Annotated in this window: 16 protein-coding genes; 11 read left to right on the top strand and 5 right to left on the bottom strand. The window is 60.7% G+C overall.

Annotation, left to right across the window (positions count from 1 at the left end):
• Positions 1–112: 112 nt before the first annotated feature.
• Positions 113–1,435: a histidine--tRNA ligase gene (hisS, locus tag SH292x_RS02650; RefSeq protein WP_442484031.1), complete on the top strand. Its 1,323-nt coding sequence runs from the start codon at positions 113–115 to the stop codon at positions 1,433–1,435.
• Between the two features lie 178 nt (positions 1,436–1,613).
• On the opposite strand, the gene SH292x_RS02655 is transcribed toward hisS, so the two are convergent.
• Positions 1,614–2,903, bottom strand: coding sequence for a flavin-containing monooxygenase (locus tag SH292x_RS02655; RefSeq protein ID WP_442484032.1), 1,290 nt, complete (start codon positions 2,901–2,903; stop codon positions 1,614–1,616).
• A gap of 216 nt (positions 2,904–3,119) precedes the next feature.
• Here SH292x_RS02655 and SH292x_RS02660 point away from each other — a divergent pair, with 216 nt between their 5' ends.
• Together SH292x_RS02660 and SH292x_RS02665 are read left to right on the top strand one after the other, a co-directional pair.
• On the top strand, positions 3,120–3,938 hold the full coding sequence (locus SH292x_RS02660; RefSeq protein WP_442484033.1) for a PEP-CTERM sorting domain-containing protein: 819 nt from the start codon (positions 3,120–3,122) through the stop codon (positions 3,936–3,938).
• A 98-nt stretch (positions 3,939–4,036) separates the two neighbouring features.
• Entirely contained in the window at positions 4,037–4,561 is a 525-nt protein-coding gene (locus SH292x_RS02665) for a helix-turn-helix transcriptional regulator (protein ID WP_442484034.1), read from the top strand.
• A 40-nt stretch (positions 4,562–4,601) separates the two neighbouring features.
• Here SH292x_RS02665 and SH292x_RS02670 read toward each other — a convergent pair whose 3' ends face one another.
• Positions 4,602–4,946 carry a P-II family nitrogen regulator gene (locus SH292x_RS02670; protein ID WP_442484035.1) on the bottom strand — a complete coding sequence of 115 codons (345 nt, stop codon included), beginning with the start codon at positions 4,944–4,946 and terminating at the stop codon, positions 4,602–4,604.
• A gap of 227 nt (positions 4,947–5,173) precedes the next feature.
• Between SH292x_RS02670 and SH292x_RS02675 the strand changes: the two genes are divergently transcribed.
• From SH292x_RS02675 to SH292x_RS02690, 4 genes are all read left to right on the top strand, one after another.
• Positions 5,174–5,437, top strand: coding sequence for a hypothetical protein (locus SH292x_RS02675; RefSeq protein WP_442484036.1), 264 nt, complete (start codon positions 5,174–5,176; stop codon positions 5,435–5,437).
• 230 nt (positions 5,438–5,667) lie between these two features.
• Entirely contained in the window at positions 5,668–6,462 is a 795-nt protein-coding gene (locus SH292x_RS02680) for a thymidylate synthase (RefSeq protein WP_442484037.1), read from the top strand.
• 27 nt (positions 6,463–6,489) lie between these two features.
• Complete coding sequence (locus SH292x_RS02685) at positions 6,490–7,014, top strand: dihydrofolate reductase (RefSeq protein WP_442484038.1); 525 nt, start codon at positions 6,490–6,492, stop codon at positions 7,012–7,014.
• Positions 7,015–7,060: 46 nt separating this feature from the next.
• Positions 7,061–7,651, top strand: coding sequence for a Uma2 family endonuclease (locus SH292x_RS02690; RefSeq protein WP_442484039.1), 591 nt, complete (start codon positions 7,061–7,063; stop codon positions 7,649–7,651).
• A 26-nt stretch (positions 7,652–7,677) separates the two neighbouring features.
• Here the strand turns inward: SH292x_RS02690 and SH292x_RS02695 are convergent, their stop codons facing one another.
• From SH292x_RS02695 to SH292x_RS02705, 3 genes are all read right to left on the bottom strand, one after another.
• Positions 7,678–8,376 carry a hypothetical protein gene (locus SH292x_RS02695; RefSeq protein WP_442484040.1) on the bottom strand — a complete coding sequence of 233 codons (699 nt, stop codon included), beginning with the start codon at positions 8,374–8,376 and terminating at the stop codon, positions 7,678–7,680.
• A gap of 290 nt (positions 8,377–8,666) precedes the next feature.
• A complete protein-coding gene (locus SH292x_RS02700; protein ID WP_442484041.1) occupies positions 8,667–9,905 on the bottom strand; it encodes a hypothetical protein in 1,239 nt (412 codons plus the stop codon).
• Positions 9,906–9,999: 94 nt separating this feature from the next.
• Entirely contained in the window at positions 10,000–11,640 is a 1,641-nt protein-coding gene (locus SH292x_RS02705) for an HlyD family efflux transporter periplasmic adaptor subunit (RefSeq protein ID WP_442484042.1), read from the bottom strand.
• Between the two features lie 216 nt (positions 11,641–11,856).
• Between SH292x_RS02705 and SH292x_RS02710 the strand changes: the two genes are divergently transcribed.
• From SH292x_RS02710 to glnD, 4 genes are all read left to right on the top strand, one after another.
• Positions 11,857–12,420: a cob(I)yrinic acid a,c-diamide adenosyltransferase gene (locus SH292x_RS02710; RefSeq protein ID WP_442484043.1), complete on the top strand. Its 564-nt coding sequence runs from the start codon at positions 11,857–11,859 to the stop codon at positions 12,418–12,420.
• A 173-nt stretch (positions 12,421–12,593) separates the two neighbouring features.
• The gene (locus SH292x_RS02715) at positions 12,594–14,042 is read left to right on the top strand and encodes an ammonium transporter (protein ID WP_442484044.1); all 1,449 of its coding nucleotides are present in this window, start codon (positions 12,594–12,596) and stop codon (positions 14,040–14,042) included.
• Positions 14,043–14,135: 93 nt separating this feature from the next.
• Positions 14,136–14,474 carry a P-II family nitrogen regulator gene (locus tag SH292x_RS02720; protein ID WP_442484045.1) on the top strand — a complete coding sequence of 113 codons (339 nt, stop codon included), beginning with the start codon at positions 14,136–14,138 and terminating at the stop codon, positions 14,472–14,474.
• A gap of 109 nt (positions 14,475–14,583) precedes the next feature.
• Complete coding sequence (gene glnD / locus SH292x_RS02725) at positions 14,584–17,220, top strand: [protein-PII] uridylyltransferase (RefSeq protein WP_442484046.1); 2,637 nt, start codon at positions 14,584–14,586, stop codon at positions 17,218–17,220.
• Positions 17,221–17,241: the final 21 nt, after the last annotated feature.

Consider the following 17,241-nt stretch of genomic DNA (forward strand, 5'->3'; position numbering starts at 1 on the left):
TTCCCTGCCTCAATCCGCGTCGATCCGCTAAAATCCGTGACGATCCGCGACTGATTCTCTCCCAAGCTCCCCCCAAGCTTACGCTGGGGGCACAAGACTGTTGAAGACTGCCATGATCCAGCCCCGTACGCTTAAAGGTTTTCGCGACTACTTGCCGCAGGCGATGCTGGCGCGGGAGAGGCTGATTGAGACGGCTCGCGACGTGTATCGCTCGTATGGCTTCGCGCCGATTGATACGCCGGCGCTGGAGTACTTGGAGATCCTCTCGGGCAAGGGCTCCGACGAGACCGACAAGCAGCTCTACAAGTTCACCGACGCCGGTGGGCGTGAGGTTGGCATGCGTTTCGACCTGACGGTGCCCCTCGCGCGGTTTGCCGCGCAGTACGCCCAGGAGCTCGGCCTGCCTTTCAAGCGGTACCACATCGCCACGGTGTGGCGGGGCGAGAACACGCAGCGAGGCCGCTATCGTGAGTTCATGCAGTGCGACTTCGACACCATCGGTACCGAGAGCGCAGCAAGCGACATCGAGACGGCCCTGGTGATTCACGATCTGCTGACGAAGATCGGCTTCGCGGGCACCTTCACTATTCAAGTTAATCACCGTGGCGTGCTGAATGGGCTTTTGGAATCGCTCGGGCTCCAAGAGCAATCGACGCACGTCCTGCGGGCGATCGACAAGCTGGCGAAGATCGGTGCCGAGAAAGTCTCCGCCGAGATGCAGGCGACCGCCGGTGCGACGGAGGCGCAAGCCGCCAGGGTGCTGGAGTTCGCGGCGCTCGAAGGCACCAACGCACAGGTGCTCGACAAACTCAAGCCGATGGTCGCCGGCAGCGAAGTGGGCGAAGCGGGACTCGCACGGCTGGGCGAAGTGCTGGGCGGAATCCAAGCGGCCGGCGTCGCGACGGACCGTGTGAAGCTCGATGTCTCCATCGCGCGTGGCCTCGACTACTACACCGGCATGATTTACGAGACGACGCTCACCGCGCTTCCCGAGATTGGCAGCGTCGCCAGTGGCGGGCGGTACGACAACCTCGCCCAGATGTTCACGAAGCAGCGTCTGCCCGGCATCGGGGCGTCGCTCGGCCTCGATCGCTTGCTGTCGGGCATGGAAGAGCTCGGTATGGTGCCCGAGGTCCGTACGCCCGCCGAAGTGTTCGTGCCGCTGTTTAGTGATGAACTGCTGGGGCCGCTGCTGAAGCTCTCGGCCGATCTGCGTGCCGCAGGCCTACGGGTCGAACTCTATAACGAAGCGAAGAAGCTCGGCAAGCAACTGCAGTACGCCGACAAACGGGGCCACCGCATCGCCGTGATCGCCGGCCCCGACGAACTCGCGGCGGGCGAGTGCCAAGTGAAGAACCTGGCGGATGGTTCGAGCGCGACGGTGAAAATCGCCGACGCACCGGCAGAGATCGCGAAGCTGCTCGGCGCGGTGTGATTGGTGAACACATTCAAGCAATCATGTCATTCTGAGGGGAGGTGCACGACCCGAAGAATCTCGCCTTTGAACACGCCGAGAGAATGGCGAAGGAGATCCTTCGGTCGCTTAGGCTCCCTCAGGATGACACAGGGGCTTGGGCTCTCAAGGGCCCGGGGCGAACACCACGCTCCGGCACCTACCCCCGTAGCTTCCTCACCAACCGCTCCAGCTCTTTCCGGTAGCTGAAGTGCTCGACTTCTAGCAGATGCCGGGGTGACTTCACGTAGTCGATGCCGCGGTTGAGTTTGGCTTGATGCGTCTGCTTCCGCTGCTGGAACCACTTGGCACTTGGCTTATTGGCTTCGAGTCCCTTCAGGTACGCCGCGATCAATTGGGCCTGGCAGTCGACGAGGCCCCACTGACCGCTATCGGGTTGAATGAGGCCCGCGATGAACAAGTCGTCGCTCGTGGGGTGGAACACGTTAAGGTAGAGCTCGGGCTTGTCGTTCTGCCAATTGAGTTCCGCGGGGTCGATGAACGGGATGGTGATCTTGAAGCCCGTTGCGTAGATGATCATGTCGATCGTCTCGCTCGAACCATCGACGAACTCGACGCGGTTGCCATCGAAGCGTTTGACGTTCGGCCGGATCGCAATATCACCATGCCCCACGTGGTAGGCGAGTTGCGAGTTGATGATTGGATGGGACTCGAATAGCCGGTGGTCGGGCTTGGGGAGTCCGATCTGTTCGGGCGAGCCGAGCACGATATTGATCATCCGCCGCGCCAGGATTCGCCGGAGCGCGAGTGGCAGTCGCAGCTTCAAAACAAACTCTCCCACCGCGTCGGTGGGGAAGCCGCGGTAGAACTTCGGCAGATAATGATACCCGCGCCGCATGCTGTGACAGGTCTTCGCCGCGTGGGCGGCGGACTCGACGGCGATGTCGCAGCCCGAATTCCCCGCACCGATCACTAAGACCCGTTTGCCTGCGAGCACGTCGGGCGTTTTGTACTCCGACGAATGCAGCACCTCGCCGGTGAACTCGCCAGGGAACTCGGGGTAACGTGGATCCCAGTTGTGGCCGTTGGCAATCACGACACCGCGGTACTCACGCTGCTCGCCACTCTCCAGTTCCACGAGCCAGTCGTTGTCGCCGCGGCGTGTGATCGTGCGGACGGCGGTGTTGTACTGGATGTGGTCGTTTAAGTTGTATCGCTCGGCATAGCTCTTCAAGTACTCGAGCACCAGCCTCTGCGAGGGATACTCGGGGTACTCTTCGGGCATCGGGAAATCGGTGTACTCGGTCAGGCGTTTGCTGCTGATGAGGTGCGTCGAGCGATAGACGCTGCTCGCCGGTTTGCCATAGCACCAGTTACCGCCGAGCGTGTCCTCACGTTCTAGGCAGTCGAATGGGATGCCGGCGTCGAGAAAATTCTTGGCGGTCGTCAGGCCCGACGTGCCGGCACCGACAATGACAAAGCGTTTCATGGCGGAGGGGAGGGCGGGGTACGGAATCTTCGAAGCAGTAGGGTTCTTGAGCGGGTTCTACTAGCTTAGTTCGAGCGGCCCGAGGTTGCTAACCCGCGCCGTGTGGCGAGATTTAGCAAATTGCACCTTGAGGATACCCGCATTACAATCGTCCGGCATCGACCCCGTGGTGCGCGGGGCGACCTTTTCACCACCTCTTGTTTGAGGAGCCCGCTAATGTTGCAACGACTACGTGTGGTGCTGCTGTGTGCTGTCGGGTGCGGCGTCACTCTCTCGTCCCCCGCGATGGCTCAAGACCTCTTCTTCAACACCGAGATCGTTTCTATCGATCTGACCGGTTCCGCGATGCTTCCTTTAGGCCCAGCCGGGGAGTCGTTGGATACCACGATCCACATGACGAAGGTGCAGGATCACAACTCCTCACGCTCCAACAAAAGCTCGTCCATCATCGCGCCTCCGGACCCGGACGATGTGAATCCGAACGATCTCGATGGCAAGGTGTTCCCGCTTTACAGCACCATCGATACGAAGTTCGCTATGGACATCTCCGCGGTGGGTATCGATCCTCCGCTCGTGGCGACGCTCGAAGGCGACGGCGTAGGGGATTCGGTGGTGATGGATCTCGACGGGCAGCCATCGAGCTTCGAGTTCGCCGCGCTGGAACCCGACTTCAGTATGTTGTTCGGGGGCGGCTCGCGGTCGTTCACCTATCGCGGGCACGTGACCGTGCTGAAAGTCGCGGCCGGCGGTGGTGGGGGCGATGTCGAGATCCCGCTTAGCATTCTGGAACTCGTTGTAAATCCGATTCTCGATAGCCCCAAGCTCCTGCCCGACGGGCGTCATCAATACACCTCGGAAGTGACGCTTAGCATGACCGGCAACTACCTCGGGCAGGACATCGTGATCGAGGGACTCACCGGCTTGATGGTCGAACGGGGGGCACTGCTCAACAACGTAGTTCCCGAGCCGTCGACCTTTTTGCTGGCACTAGGTGGGGTCGCCTTGTTGGCCGCCGGCCGTCATCGCCGGGTGTAATTCTTGAGAAAGATGGGTGGTAGGGTTGACTCGGGTGGCGTTGCAGTGTATTGGTGGATACTAAGTGTTATAAAGTATCCCTTTGTTGCTTGCCCGCCATGATCGCCATTGCCCCCGGTCCGACGGTCCCCGCGCGAGTGGTGGCCCACAACGTCCGCCGATTGATGGCGAGTTTCGACATGACCTACGACCAAGTGGTTGAGGCGTCGGGACTCGACCAGCGGACAGTCCGCGCCATCGCTCGAGCCGAGAAGAACACGCACGCCCGGACGCTCCATCGGTTGGCCGAGGGGTTTGGCGTGGCGGTCGAGGAGTTGTTCGTCGACGCCGGGTCGATCGCGGCGGCCGGCTTCGACGAAGCGACTAACCCCGTGGTCAGTCATGTGATCGAGAGCCACGCATCGGTGTTCGAAGGCTGGTCGGCCGGCGACTTCGCCGAACTCCACAGCCGCTTCGGACACGGTGGCGAGCTGAACGAACGAGGCACCCTCGAAGCGGCCGAGCAGATGAACCGCAAACGCGAGGTCATCGCCCAGGCCCGCGTGGTGCTTGAAACGAGTGACGGAAAGTTGCTCGAAGAGTTCGTGAAGATGCTGTACGACCGCGTGCAGGTGAAGAGCTGAAGTCGAATCGAAATTGAGTAGACCCCAAGTCTTGAACAACTCAAGCCTTGGCCGCCTCGCGGTACTGGCTCATGTCGATCACCCGTTCGTAGCTTTGGGCGGGGAGCACGAAAATCTTGCCGTCGCCCATTCTGCCGGTGCGGGCGACTTCGACCACTTTGCGGATTACTTCCTCAGCCCGCGCGTCGTCGACCCACAGGATGATTTCGACCTTTGGCAGGAACGCCTGGCTGTACTCGCTATCGGTATACTGGTCGAGGTAGCTCTTCTGTTTACCGAAACCCTTCACCTCGCGCACCTCGACCGCTTCGAGCGGTGCCCGGCGGAGGTTGTCGAGGATCTGCTCGACGAGAAACGGTTTGACGATGGCGATGACTTGTTTCAACGAAGTAGCCGGGGGTCAGGTGTCGGGATGCGCAAGGTGCCTGCGGTCCGCCAGCCTCGATTGTACTAACCCCGCAGGGTGGTTGGCAAATGTTGTGTTGCTGGCAAGGAACACGCAAGCATTGCCGGTTAGCCCGGGAATTCACCGTCTGGGCTTCGAATGGCCAGGACGGTAGAATCGCACGTCCACTTTGCACCTCCTGACCCCTAGCTATTCGCCCCTACGATATGGCCAAAGATCTCTCCAAATACCAACAGAACATCATCAAGCGGTACTACGACAACCGCGATACCGTCGCATTGCAACGGCTCAGCGAGCTAGTCACCGAGTTGTACCTGGCCGAAGGCAAGTCGCGCGAAAAGCAGTGGAAGTACATCCTGGCGGCGCTGGAGAAACTGGAGATTCCTCAGACCCGCATCGACCACCTTCGCAAAGCCGACGATCCGAAGCTGCTGGCGCAGTTGGTGGAAGAGCTGATGGCGAAAGAATAAGCGAAGCGAGAAAAGTCGCACTCCCATTCTGAGGGAGCCTCACGGACCGAAGAATCTCAAGTACAAAATACCTCTCCATTGCCAAGGGAACCGAAACGTAGAGCGTGTCCCGCCGCGAGATTCTTCAGTCGCCGGGGCTCCCTCAGAATGACACGAGATCGCCGTTCCTTCAGGATGACATGTGTTCGGCCGCTACTTGAGGATGACGTGGCCGAGAAGTAATTGACTCAATGAAACAATACCTTCAACTCCTGAACCGCGTCCTCACCGACGGAACTCCTAAGTCCGATCGCACCGGTACCGGTACGCGGAGTGTGTTTGGGCATCAGATGCGGTTCGATCTGGCGGACGGCTTTCCGCTGATCACCACGAAGAAGCTCCACACGCGTTCGATCCTGCACGAGCTCTTGTGGTTCATCGCTGGCGACACCAACACCAAGTACCTGACCGACAACGGCGTGTCGATCTGGAACGAGTGGGCGGATGAAGATGGCGAGCTCGGGCCCGTCTACGGCAAGCAGTGGCGAAGCTGGGCTTGCCCCGATGGCCGAGTGATTGACCAACTGGCGGAAGTGGTCGAGCAGATCAAAACGAATCCCGACTCTCGGCGGCTTATAGTCACCGCTTGGAACCCCGCCGACATCGGCCAGATGGCGCTCCCGCCCTGCCACTTGCTGTTCCAGTTCTACGTGGCCGATGGCCGGCTTTCGTGCCAGTTGTATCAGCGGAGCGCCGATGTGTTTCTGGGCGTGCCCTTCAACATCGCGTCGTACGCGCTGCTGCTGTTGATGGTCGCTCAGGTTACCGATCTCGCACCAGGCGAGTTCGTTCACACGCTCGGCGACGCGCATTTGTACGACAATCACCTGGAGCAAGCCCGTACGCAGCTTGCCCGCGAGCCAAGGCCGCTTCCGACGATGACGCTCGATCCGTCGGTGAAGTCGCTGTTCGATTTCAAATTCGAGCACTTCGCGTTAGGCAACTACGATCCTCATCCCCACATCTCAGCACCCGTGGCGGTGTGAGTTCCCGTCCAGCGAGCGTTCGTTGCCATGCCCAAAGAGTCACTCCCTCGAATCTCGCTGGTCGTCGCTGTCGCCGACAATGGCGTGATTGGCAATGCGGGTGACCTGCCGTGGCGAATGTCGGGCGATTTGCAGCGGTTCAAGCAGCTTACGATGGGCCACGTCCTGGTGATGGGGCGGAAGACCTACGAGTCGATCGGCCGCCCACTTCCGGGCCGCGTGACGGTCGTGCTCACCACGAATCGTGATTACGCCCCCGGGCACACCGAGGTCCGCGTCGCCCATTCGCTCGAGGATGCCACCGCGCAGGCGCTGAAGTCGGGCATGAACAACGACGAACTGTTCGTCGTCGGCGGGGCGGAAATCTATCGCCTCGCACTCTCCGCTGCGTCACGCATCTATCGCACGCGAGTGCACGCTTCGCCTGGTGGCGATGCTCACTTCCCGGAGCTCCCGAGCGCCGACTGGCAAGTTATCGAATCGCACGACTACCCAGCCGATGCGAAGAGCGAATTTGCATGCACTTGGGAAGTGCTGGAGCGGACGCCCTAGCGTTGTCAAGGTTGATGGACTTCAACCGCCGGGATAAACTGGTGGTATGAATGCCGTTTCCTCCACCAAGTTGATCTCCGTCGCCGACTATTTAGCTGGTGAGCGAGATTCCCAGGCACGGCATGAGTATCTGGGTGGCATTGTTTACGCCATGGCGGGTGGGACCAATTTGCACAACTTGCTCGCCGGCAATCTATTCGCGGCCTTGCACAACGCACTTCGCGGCCAACCCTGCAAGCCCTACAACTCCGAGACGAAGGTTCGCATTCAATCTTCGACGCAGGTACGCTTTTACTACCCCGACGCCATGGTGGTCTGTCAGAAGAATGCCCCCGACGAAGTCTTTCAAGACCAACCGGTGGTACTTGCCGAAGTCCTCTCGTCCTCGACGCGTCGCGTCGACGAAGGGGAAAAGAAGGACGCCTACCTGACCATCCCTTCGCTGTCGGTCTACCTGCTCGTCGAACAACAGGCCAAGGTCGTCACGGCCTTCCGCCGGACGGAGCAGGGCTTTGTTCGCGAAGTTTACGAAGGTCCCGACGCAATCATTCCGCTTGATACGATTGGTTGTGGACTGGCGCTCGCCGATATCTACCTCGACGCAACGCTAGGGCCGGAGCCAGCGTTGGATTCGTAAAGGGATCCGACTGAATCGACGGCGAGTTACTCGCCGTCCATACCCAGTCGCATCTTCAGTTCTTCGAACTGCTCGACGTACCGCTCGTTGCTCGAGTGGACGTGCTCGGCTTCGGTGATGAAACGCATGTCCTCGCGGCAGGGGAGGTCGCCATCGGCGAGGATCCGCTCGTACACCGCCAGGTCCGCGCCGTACGCGATCAGCAGCTTGTGTTCGTCGAGCTGAATCTCTTGTGGCAGCGACGGATTGAGCACCGCAATGCCTGTGCAGCCATCATTCACCAGCAGGTCTTCGTAGTCCCACAGAATGCTCTGCAGGATCGGCATGTCGATGTGTTCGCGGTACAGGTCGGTGTGGTGACCAGCGCGGTGACCATGGCTCGTTTCGAGCACCACGTCGACCGTCGGGCCGAGTTGCTCGATCAGCTCCATGAAGATGTCGAGCAGTCGCTCGCGCGACGCCGCGGCCATCAGCACGGGGACGTCCGAGCGATTCTCTTCGTCGCGGTACACGTCGTGACGGTAGCCGGCCGAAGGGACCACTTCCAAGGTGTAGGAAGGGCGGACCGCGTCACTAAGCGTGAAGTCGCCGTACTTGGCCACCTTCAGGTGGGCTTCAAGCTGGACATCGCTCAGTTGCTCGAAGCTGCTAGCCGGAGGCGCGGTTGCCAAGGCCGGACGCTCGTCCGCAAACACGTCGTCGAAGAAGTTCTTCAAGAATCCCATCGCAGGTTACTCGCAAACAGTGGGTAGTTGTCTCATTCACCGCTCCATGTGAGCGGTTGTGGGGGGAGGGACGGGATGTTTGGTTTGTTCCTGGCCGACGCATGCACGCCACTCGGAGGGGGAAATCCCTCGGCCATCTCTGTCAGCCGCTCAAACTTAGGTCACCTCGTTTGCGCGCAAGTCGAAACCCACTCGCGAGGGCCAGAATTCACCCTAAGAAGTTGCCTGCATAATCGGAACGCTCCGCGCAGGCAGAACCGAGGATTTCGGAGATGAACCGAGGCGGAGGCCTAACTGTCGTCCCGCAAACACTTTACGAGCGAAGTCACGGCCATCGCCGTGCCGTACTGGCGGTGATAGTTGTAGAACGGGTAGTCCCACCAGCACCCATCGGTTTCCTGTAACGGCATCAGAATCGCCGCTAGATGGTCCTGAAAATAGCCCCGCTTCTCCTTGGGCACGAGGTCGAGCGTCAGGGCCGCGTAATAGTGGCCGTAGTAGTAGAAGTAGCCGGCGATCGCGAAATGCGACTCGTGCGGCACGGGGCGTTTGCGGCCGATGCTTAGCCAGCCATTTCGCGCGTACAAACGGTTGAGCCACGTCTCGATCACTTCATCGGTGACCCGCTCGTCGCCGAAGATTCGCAGGGCGTAGTTGCACGCCTGCGATCGACCGAGACTCCCGGCCGCGCGATTGATGGGATACATGGGCCGCATCATCAAGTACTCGCCATAGGCGTAGGAGAAGTCGGGCTGCTGCTGGCGTTTAATCGACGCAATCGCCTTGTCGATCGTTTTCTGCGATACCTCGACGCCGATTTCTTGCGCCTGCTTAAGCGCAACGAGTGCCGTGGCCGTTGTGAAACTGTTGGGGCTGTCGGCGGGGACCTGCGTGCGGTAATCGAAGTCGTAATAGCCCCAGCCACCCTTGAGGTACTCGTACCGCTGGAGTTTCTGGACTTGCATTTCAATGGCGTCGCGGAGGTTACGCTGGCGCGAATCGTCGCCCTTCGCCCGATGGTACAGAGCTACCAAGCCCGAGATGCTGTAGGCGTGGCCCCAGGTGTTATAGATGGCGTCCCCCTCAGCGCGGCGAACTTGCTCGGTGTTCTCGAGCATCCACTTCTCGCCCTTATCGATTGCAGCGGCGATCCGCTTCTTCAGCTCTTCGTCTTCCGCAATCGGCTCGGCTGCGACGAGGGCCTCGAGCGCGAGACCGGTCACGGCGGCACGAAACGCATGGTGCGCGCCCGGTATCGGAGCGTAGATATTTAGCTCCTTGGTGTCCTCGGCACTCCCCCAACCGCCGCTCGGACGTTGGTCGACGAGCAGGAACTCGACACCGCGCAAAATGCTCGCGCGAAGGTCGTCCTGGTTTACCGGATCGATTGGCGCGGGCTTAGGGCCTTCGGTCGCGCGGGGCGAAATCGTGGCGGCCACGTCGTCCGCTTCGGCCATCGCCCGCGGCATGGCGACGTACTGACCAACCAACAGCAGGCCAACTGCCAGAATCCAAGCGGTGCATTTCATCGCGACACTCCGTTCGACCTACTAACTGGTGTCCCCTCTCCCCGTCCCGGGTGAGGGACGGGGAGAGGGGGCTGGCGGCTACTCGTCTTGGCTACTAATCCTTGGCTTCGTCATCGAGCGAAACCACGTCGCCGGCTTCGAGGCCTTCGACGATCTCGATATCTTCGCCCTTCGTCTTACCGGTCGAAACGGCTTGCTTCTCGACCTTGTCGCCATCGACAATCCAGACGTACTTCGAATCGTCCGCATCTGCGGTGTGAACGGCCGACTTCGGAACCAGCAGTGCCGACTTGCTCTCGTAGGTGGTCATCTTCGTCTTGCCGGTCATGCCAGCGACCAACCACTCGGGAGCGTCTTCGCCGGTGAGTTCCAGCGTCAGTGCGAACTTGCCAGCCTCGACGGGGATTGCCGACACAATGGCGACTTTCGCACCAAGCTTCACCTCGCTGTCGGCCGTGGGTACTACGGTCGCCGCTTGGTCCTTCTTAACGCCGACGAGATCCTTCTCTTCGAGACTCGTCTCCACCACCAGCGGCTTGGGAGCGACAATGGTCATCAGCACCGAGTCGGTCGGGGCACTGGCATCGATCTTCAAACGTTGGATCATGCTGGCCATGTCGGTCCACTCGCCTCGCGTGGCGCTACCGTAGTAAACCACACCGTCTGCCGGTGCTTTGATCTCCAGTAAGCCCAGGTCCTTCGTCAGGTCCGCATGCTTCTCCAGGCTCTTGGCCCGGGCGCGGCGTGCCTTCTCAAGGTCGTAGCGACCACGCGTCAGGTCGGTCTCGAGCGCCGTTTTCGCCCGCTCGTACTGCAATTCGATCGACTCGAGGGCTTCCTTTTCCGAGATGTCATTGCGAGGCATCGTTAGCTCGTGGCTCCGCGCGTGCTGGATCTTCGAGCGCTCGAGCATGAAGTCCGCCATCTCTACCGCGACGCGCTGACGCTTGAGCACGATCTCTTCGGTCTCTTCCGTCAGGTCGTCGGCCAGGTACATCTTTTCGAGCTGATCGAGTTCCTCGCGGGCGTTCTCGGCGCTCTGCTGAGCACTCTTCAGCTGCATGTCGATCGACCGCACCATGATTTCGCGGTCGACGTCCTGGTAATTCTTGTAGTCGACCTTCGCATCGGCGAGCGCCCGCTCCGCTTGCTCAAATGCTTTCTTGATCGATTCTTCGGCGCGGGGCAGTTCCTGCTCGGCCTTCAGCAGGGCGAGCTCCTCGATCTTCTGGTCGAGCTCCAACTCGGCGATGGCTTCCTTCAGTTTCTCGCCATCGAACTTCACGAGCGTCTCGCCTTGACGCACTGTGGCACCGTGCGGGACGATCTCGACAATCTTGAACTCACTCCACTCCTCGGGTTCGAGCTTCACCTCCGAAGTGTCACGGGCGACGAACTTGCTATCCACTTCCAGCTCTATCTTCAGCGGGCTCGCCTTGACGGTGTGAGTCTTCCGCTCCGACTTCTCCTCCTCCTTGGCGTCGTCGTCTTTGGAGTCATCGTCTTTGGAGTCATCGGTCTGGGGCTCCTCCGTTTTCTTCTCTTCATCGTCCTCTGCCTCTTCCTCCTCAGCTTCCTCATCGTCCTCTTCCGCCTCGTCGTCATCCGCCAAACTGGAGACGTACTCGGTGGCCGAGTCGTGGATCCCGCGTAGGACATCGGCCGACGCGTTATTAGTGAGGGCGGCTAGCACCAGGGCTAGCAGCAGAACCAGGGGCAAGGCAAACATTCTCATCGCGACGATACTCCATCGAACGGTGCGGATCTGACATAACCGCTCGCATTCCTCCCCCGAGGTGCGAGCGCGGCAATCTTTGCGTAGCTTCTCCATTCTGGTTGACTGGCGGGCAGGTTGCAACACGGTGTGCCGCCGCTGGGCGTTCGGACGCCGTGTGTTAGGATACCGTCGTCCGTCTGTTCGTCCCGATGCGTGCCCCTGGAGTTTTTTCCGATGAAGATCTACACCAAAACTGGCGATCAGGGGCAAACGTCGCTGTATGGTGGCGGGCGTGTGGAGAAAGATCACCTGCGTATTGAGACCTTTGGCACCGTCGACGAACTCAACGCCGACCTAGGCATGGTGCGTGCCGAACTGTCGCGGCTTGGCGACAAGTTCCACTCCATGGACGAGTTGCTGGACCACGTGCAAAACCAGCTTTTTGACTTGGGGGCCGAGCTCGCCACGCCCAACGCGGCGGCCAAGGGAACGCAGCTTCTCGCCACCGAGGCGATCACGTCGCTGGAGCACGCCATCGACCACTGGGAGTCCCAGCTTGCGCCGCTCAAGCAGTTTGTGCTCCCTGGCGGCACCGAGGCCGCCGCTCGACTGCACGTGGCTCGCTGCGTCTGTCGGAGGAGCGAGCGGGTGCTGGTCACGCTCATGCGGACCGAGCCGGTTCGGCCCGAAGTGGTGGTTTACCTGAATCGACTGAGCGATCTGCTGTTCGTCCTGGCCCGAGCGGCCAATCATCTGGCAGGTGTGCCGGACGTGCCGTGGAAGAAGAGCACGGTGTAGGGATCGCCGGAGAATTGGTGACTGAGTTGCGCATTTCCGTCCGCCACCCGCTTTACGGTGCCCGCCGGGGACGGATATCCTAGGGCGGTTAACTTTGACCGGCGGGGAACTTGGCGGAACCCCACTTGGCTAGTTCCTAATTCCACGAAGCAATTTTCGGGAGGGCTCAGTTGATGGGCAAACTGGCTCATTGGGGTCGCGTGGCGGCGCTTTTGGTGACGTTGATTCTGGCTAGCAGTTCCGCCAAGGCGCAGGGACCAGCCAATCCCGACGCGATGGCTCCCTTCACCGAAAGCATCGAGACGGCCGCACTCGCAGGCAACAACGCCTGGATGCTTACCAGTTGTGCGCTGGTGCTGTTCATGACCGCCCCCGGCCTCGCCATGTTCTACGGCGGCCTGGTCCGCAAGAAGAACGTCCTGAGCGTCATGATGCAGTGCCTGTTCCTCATGGGCCTGATGACCGTGCTTTGGGCACTCTACGGCTATTCGCTTTCATTCGGGGGCGATGGTCCCTGGATTGGCAATGGCGAGTACCTGTTCATGGAAGGCGTGCAGCGCGAATGGGATGAGGAAGCAGGCGCGCCCCACACGCCCATGTTCCCGGACGAAGCAATTCCGATTCCGATGATGACCCACATGCTGTTTCAGGGCATGTTCTTCATCATCACCCCCGCGCTCATCTGCGGCGCGTTCGCCGAACGGATGAAGTTCAGCGCGATGGTTGTGTTCTTGGTCCTGTGGGGCACGCTCGTTTACTGCCCGCTCTGCCACTGGGTGTGGGACGGGGGGATTCTCGCCTTCGACAAAACCCAGGAAATTGAAGACGGTACAAGCACCTCGATCGCCGGCGGCGCGCTTGACTTCGCCGGTGGCACGGTGGTTCACATTAGCTCGGGCATCTCGGCCTTGATCTGCGCCATCGTACTTGGTCGCCGCATCGGATGGGGCCAGGACGACATGCGACCGCACAACCTTACTTACACCGCCATCGGTGCCGCGATGTTGTGGGTTGGATGGTTTGGGTTCAACGCTGGCAGCGAGTTACTAAGCGATAATCTGACGCAAAGTGCCTTCTGCGTTACCCACTTCTCCGCCGCCGCGGGTGCCGTGGCGTGGGCCGTGTACGAATGGGTGACGCGAGGGAAGCCAAGCGTGCTGGGCACCGCCTCCGGTGCCGTAGCCGGACTGGTTGTAATCACACCTGCCGCCGGCTTCGTACAACCGATGCCCTCGCTTCTCATGGGCGCGCTCGGTGGCGTAGTTTGTGCCATTGCCTGCGGTTCGCTCAAGCATCACTTCAAATACGACGACGCGCTCGATGCCTTTGGTGTCCACGGTATTGGTGGCACCTTAGGTGCCATTCTCACCGGTGTGTTCGCCACGCGCGCTTGCTGGGACATCGACAATGGTCTGCCGCTTGGGCTGATCGATGGCGGTGGTACGCGTATTCTCATCGGGCAGATCGTCGCCGTGGCGATCACCTGGGTTTACAGTATTGTGATGACGCTTATCCTTCTCAAACTGGTCGACGCGGTGATGGGCCTGCGGGTTGACGAGGCAGCCGAGCGGATGGGTCTCGACGTCAGCCAGCACGAGGAAGAAGGATACATTTTGTTCTAGCCGGCACGACCGTCCGGTCGCTTTCTGGTAGAATCAGGACACATCGTTCACGCCACGCACTGGTGTGCATCCCCGTTCGGAGGAGTTGCGGACATGAAAAAAATCGAGGCGATTGTTCGCCACTATAAGCTCGAGGATGTGAAGAACGCTCTCTCCGAACTCGGCGTCGTCGGCATGACGATCACCGAGGTCCGGGGGTTCGGTCGCCAGAAGGGCCACACCGAGATGTATCGAGGCACCGAGTATGCCGTCGATTTTGTCCCCAAGGTCAAAATCGAGATTGTGGTGGCCGACGACCAACTGAAGCCCGCGGTCGATACAATCATTCGATCCGCACAAACCGGTCAAATCGGCGACGGAAAGATTTTTGTCTCCGATCTTCTCGACACCATCCGCATCCGCACGGGCGAGACCGGTTCCGAGGCGCTATAATAGCCGGTGGAGCAGTCGCCCCTCGCGGGCTGCCGGGTGCCCTTGCGCTCGGTCACCTGTTGCGCTCCGACCGCCATTTGTTAACCGCCTCTGCTGATCGTTCGCCTCCATGAGCTCCTCCTTGCGCCTTCGTGCCAGTGTCCTCGCCGCCCGCGAGCAGGTGCAAGCCGGCCTGGAGGAAGTGCGGCGGCTGCACACCAGTGGCATGGCGAGCGTCCAGGTTTGTGCTCGCATCGCGACCGTCATCGACCTTGTCGTGCTCAAACTGTTCGACGCCACGCTCACGCAGATGCCCGACGGCCGAGGCGAGAAGCTCCGTGGGCGACTCGCGCTCGTGGCTGTCGGCGGGTACGGTCGCCGGCAGCAAGCTCCAAGCTCCGACGTCGACCTGATGATCCTCTACGCGGGGTCGCTCGACGACGACGTCAAGAACTTCACGCAGCGCCTTACGCAGGACCTCTACGACGCCGGCCTTAAGCCGGGGCACAGCCTTCGCAGCATCACCGAGGCGGTTCGCTTCGCGCGGCAGGATACCGTGATCTGCACGTCGCTGATCGAGGCGCGACTCATCATTGGTTCGTCGAAGCTGTTCGATGAGTTTCAGTCGACCTTCCGCCAGATGGTCGAACGCCGCGCCACGGCGTTCTGCCGCGAGTTCATCGCCGCTCGAAAGGAAGAACGCCACAAGTTCGGCGAGACGGTGTTCTTGCTCGAACCCAACATCAAGCGATCGCCCGGTGGGTTGCGCGACATTCATCTATTGCGGTGGTTGTGGTTCGCCAAGCACGGCGAGTCCGACCCCAACCGTCTGCTTCAGATGGGGGCCATCTCGAACTTCGATCATCGCCGACTGATGTCGTCGCAGAGTTTTCTATTGCAAGTGCGGAACGAAATGCACTTCGGTGGGTCGGCCGCGAGTGATGCCCTCGATCGCGCCGAACAGAAGCGACTCGCCGACGCGTTGCACTTTCGCCCACGCGGGGCGCTGCTGCCCGTCGAGCAGTTCATGCGCGAGTACTTTCGCCACACCAGCCACGTGTCGTTCTTTGCGACGCGCGTCAGCGATCTGGTGAGCCCGCCGCCGGTGGTGTCGCGGATGCTCGAGCCGGTGCTTAGCCAAAGTCTCTCCGCCGAGTTTCGGCTAGGAACACGGGAGATTTCCGCCACGCAGCTCGGCTCCGCCAAGCTCAGCAAGAACCTCGAAGACGCCGTGCGGTTGGTCGACCTCGCGCGGCTGTACGACAAGCGGATCGCCCAAGAAACGTGGTACCAAGTCTATCGCTCGGCTCCCAGCTACTCACTCGATCTCGACGACGCCACGATCAAGCGATTTCTCGAGATGCTCGCGACACCGCTGTACCTGGGCGACGCGCTCCGCAAGATGCACGAGCTTGGCATCCTCGAAAAGCTCATCCCCGAATACACCCACGCCCGTTGTTTGTTGCAGTTCAACAACTATCACAAGTACACGGTCGACGAACACTGCATTCGCTCGGTGAGCGAAGCCACCCGCCTTGGCGAACGCAACGACCAGGTCGGCGAAGTCTATCGCAAGCTCCAGCGAAAATGGCTCCTCCACTTGGTGCTACTGCTGCACGACCTCGGTAAAGGGATGGAGGGCGACCACAGCATTGTCGGTGCCGACATCGCCCGTCGGATTGGCGCAAGGTTTGGTCTCGCCGAGGGCGATACGGAGCTCGCTGCGAACCTGGTGCTCAAGCATTTGTGGATGTCGCACGCCGCGCTGCGTCACGACACCAGCGACCCCGCGTACGTCCGGCAGTTCGCACAGAAGATGACCAGCGTCGAGGAGCTCGACATGCTGTTCGTGCTCAGCTGCGCCGATCTCGCCGCCGTGGGGCCTGGCGTGCTGAACGACTGGAAGGCCGGAGTGCTGGGCGAGCTGCACACGCGCGCTCGTGCGCTGATGACCGACGTCCCCGAGGCCGAACAGCTTCCGCGACGTGCCGCGGCGAAGAAGAAGGTGTGGGACAAACTCACGCAGCCCGAACGCAGCGACTTGTGGTTCGAGCAGTTCTTCCGCGCCCTGCCCGAGACGTTTGTCACGACCGTCGATCCGGTAGCCATCGCCGATACGCTTCGCCGGTTCCGAAACCTCGAAGAAGGTGCTGGCAGTGTCACGGGTCGGTACATTGCCGATTCGAAGACCGTAGAGTTCGTGGCCGGCATCAGCCATGGCGTGGGGCGCGGTATTTTCTCGGCGATGGCCGGCGTCCTTAGCGCCCGGGGCATGAGCATCCTTGCCGCCGAAACCGCGGTGCTCAACGGCGACATCCTGCTGCTTCGCTATCAGGCGACCGACAGCGAAACCAAAGGACGCTCGAGCCAGGAACGCCTGGACGACATTGCCCGCGAGATGGCTGCCGCGATTGATTCGAACGATCCACCAAAGTTCCGCCGCATTTGGGGCAAAGAGCAGACGCACCAGCTGGCCGAGCTATCGAACATGCCGATGGAAGTGCGGCTCAACAGCGACATCTCCGCCGAGAACCTGATCATCGAGGTGTTCGCGTTCGACCGACTCGGCTTGCTCTATCAACTGGCCCGCACGATCCATCAACTGGGCCTCAACATCCGCTTCGCCAAGATCGGCACGAACCTCGACCAAGTGGTCGACGTGTTCTACGTCACCGAACGCGCCGGCGGCAAACCCACTGGCCACGAACGATTGCACGCCATCTGGGAGAAGCTGATGGAAGTCGTGCACGGCGAAGCGAAGGTATAATAGGGTCCGTAGCTGGACTCG

The organism is Aeoliella fuhlenseeensis (genome assembly GCF_052161615.1).
Taxonomy (GTDB): Bacteria; Planctomycetota; Planctomycetia; order Pirellulales; family Lacipirellulaceae; genus Aeoliella.

Bases quoted from the DNA above. Each gene is read 5' to 3' on its own strand.
- hisS (WP_442484031.1), top strand. From the start codon at position 113: ATGATCCAGCCCCGTACGCTTAAAGGTTTTCGCGACTACTTGCCGCAG.
- SH292x_RS02655 (WP_442484032.1), bottom strand. From the start codon at position 2,903: ATGAAACGCTTTGTCATTGTCGGTGCCGGCACGTCGGGCCTGACGACC.
- SH292x_RS02660 (WP_442484033.1), top strand. From the start codon at position 3,120: ATGTTGCAACGACTACGTGTGGTGCTGCTGTGTGCTGTCGGGTGCGGC.
- SH292x_RS02665 (WP_442484034.1), top strand. From the start codon at position 4,037: ATGATCGCCATTGCCCCCGGTCCGACGGTCCCCGCGCGAGTGGTGGCC.
- SH292x_RS02675 (WP_442484036.1), top strand. From the start codon at position 5,174: ATGGCCAAAGATCTCTCCAAATACCAACAGAACATCATCAAGCGGTAC.
- SH292x_RS02680 (WP_442484037.1), top strand. From the start codon at position 5,668: ATGAAACAATACCTTCAACTCCTGAACCGCGTCCTCACCGACGGAACT.
- SH292x_RS02685 (WP_442484038.1), top strand. From the start codon at position 6,490: ATGCCCAAAGAGTCACTCCCTCGAATCTCGCTGGTCGTCGCTGTCGCC.
- SH292x_RS02690 (WP_442484039.1), top strand. From the start codon at position 7,061: ATGAATGCCGTTTCCTCCACCAAGTTGATCTCCGTCGCCGACTATTTA.
- SH292x_RS02695 (WP_442484040.1), bottom strand. From the start codon at position 8,376: ATGGGATTCTTGAAGAACTTCTTCGACGACGTGTTTGCGGACGAGCGT.
- SH292x_RS02700 (WP_442484041.1), bottom strand. From the start codon at position 9,905: ATGAAATGCACCGCTTGGATTCTGGCAGTTGGCCTGCTGTTGGTTGGT.
- SH292x_RS02705 (WP_442484042.1), bottom strand. From the start codon at position 11,640: ATGAGAATGTTTGCCTTGCCCCTGGTTCTGCTGCTAGCCCTGGTGCTA.
- SH292x_RS02710 (WP_442484043.1), top strand. From the start codon at position 11,857: ATGAAGATCTACACCAAAACTGGCGATCAGGGGCAAACGTCGCTGTAT.
- SH292x_RS02715 (WP_442484044.1), top strand. From the start codon at position 12,594: ATGGGCAAACTGGCTCATTGGGGTCGCGTGGCGGCGCTTTTGGTGACG.
- SH292x_RS02720 (WP_442484045.1), top strand. From the start codon at position 14,136: ATGAAAAAAATCGAGGCGATTGTTCGCCACTATAAGCTCGAGGATGTG.
- glnD (WP_442484046.1), top strand. From the start codon at position 14,584: ATGAGCTCCTCCTTGCGCCTTCGTGCCAGTGTCCTCGCCGCCCGCGAG.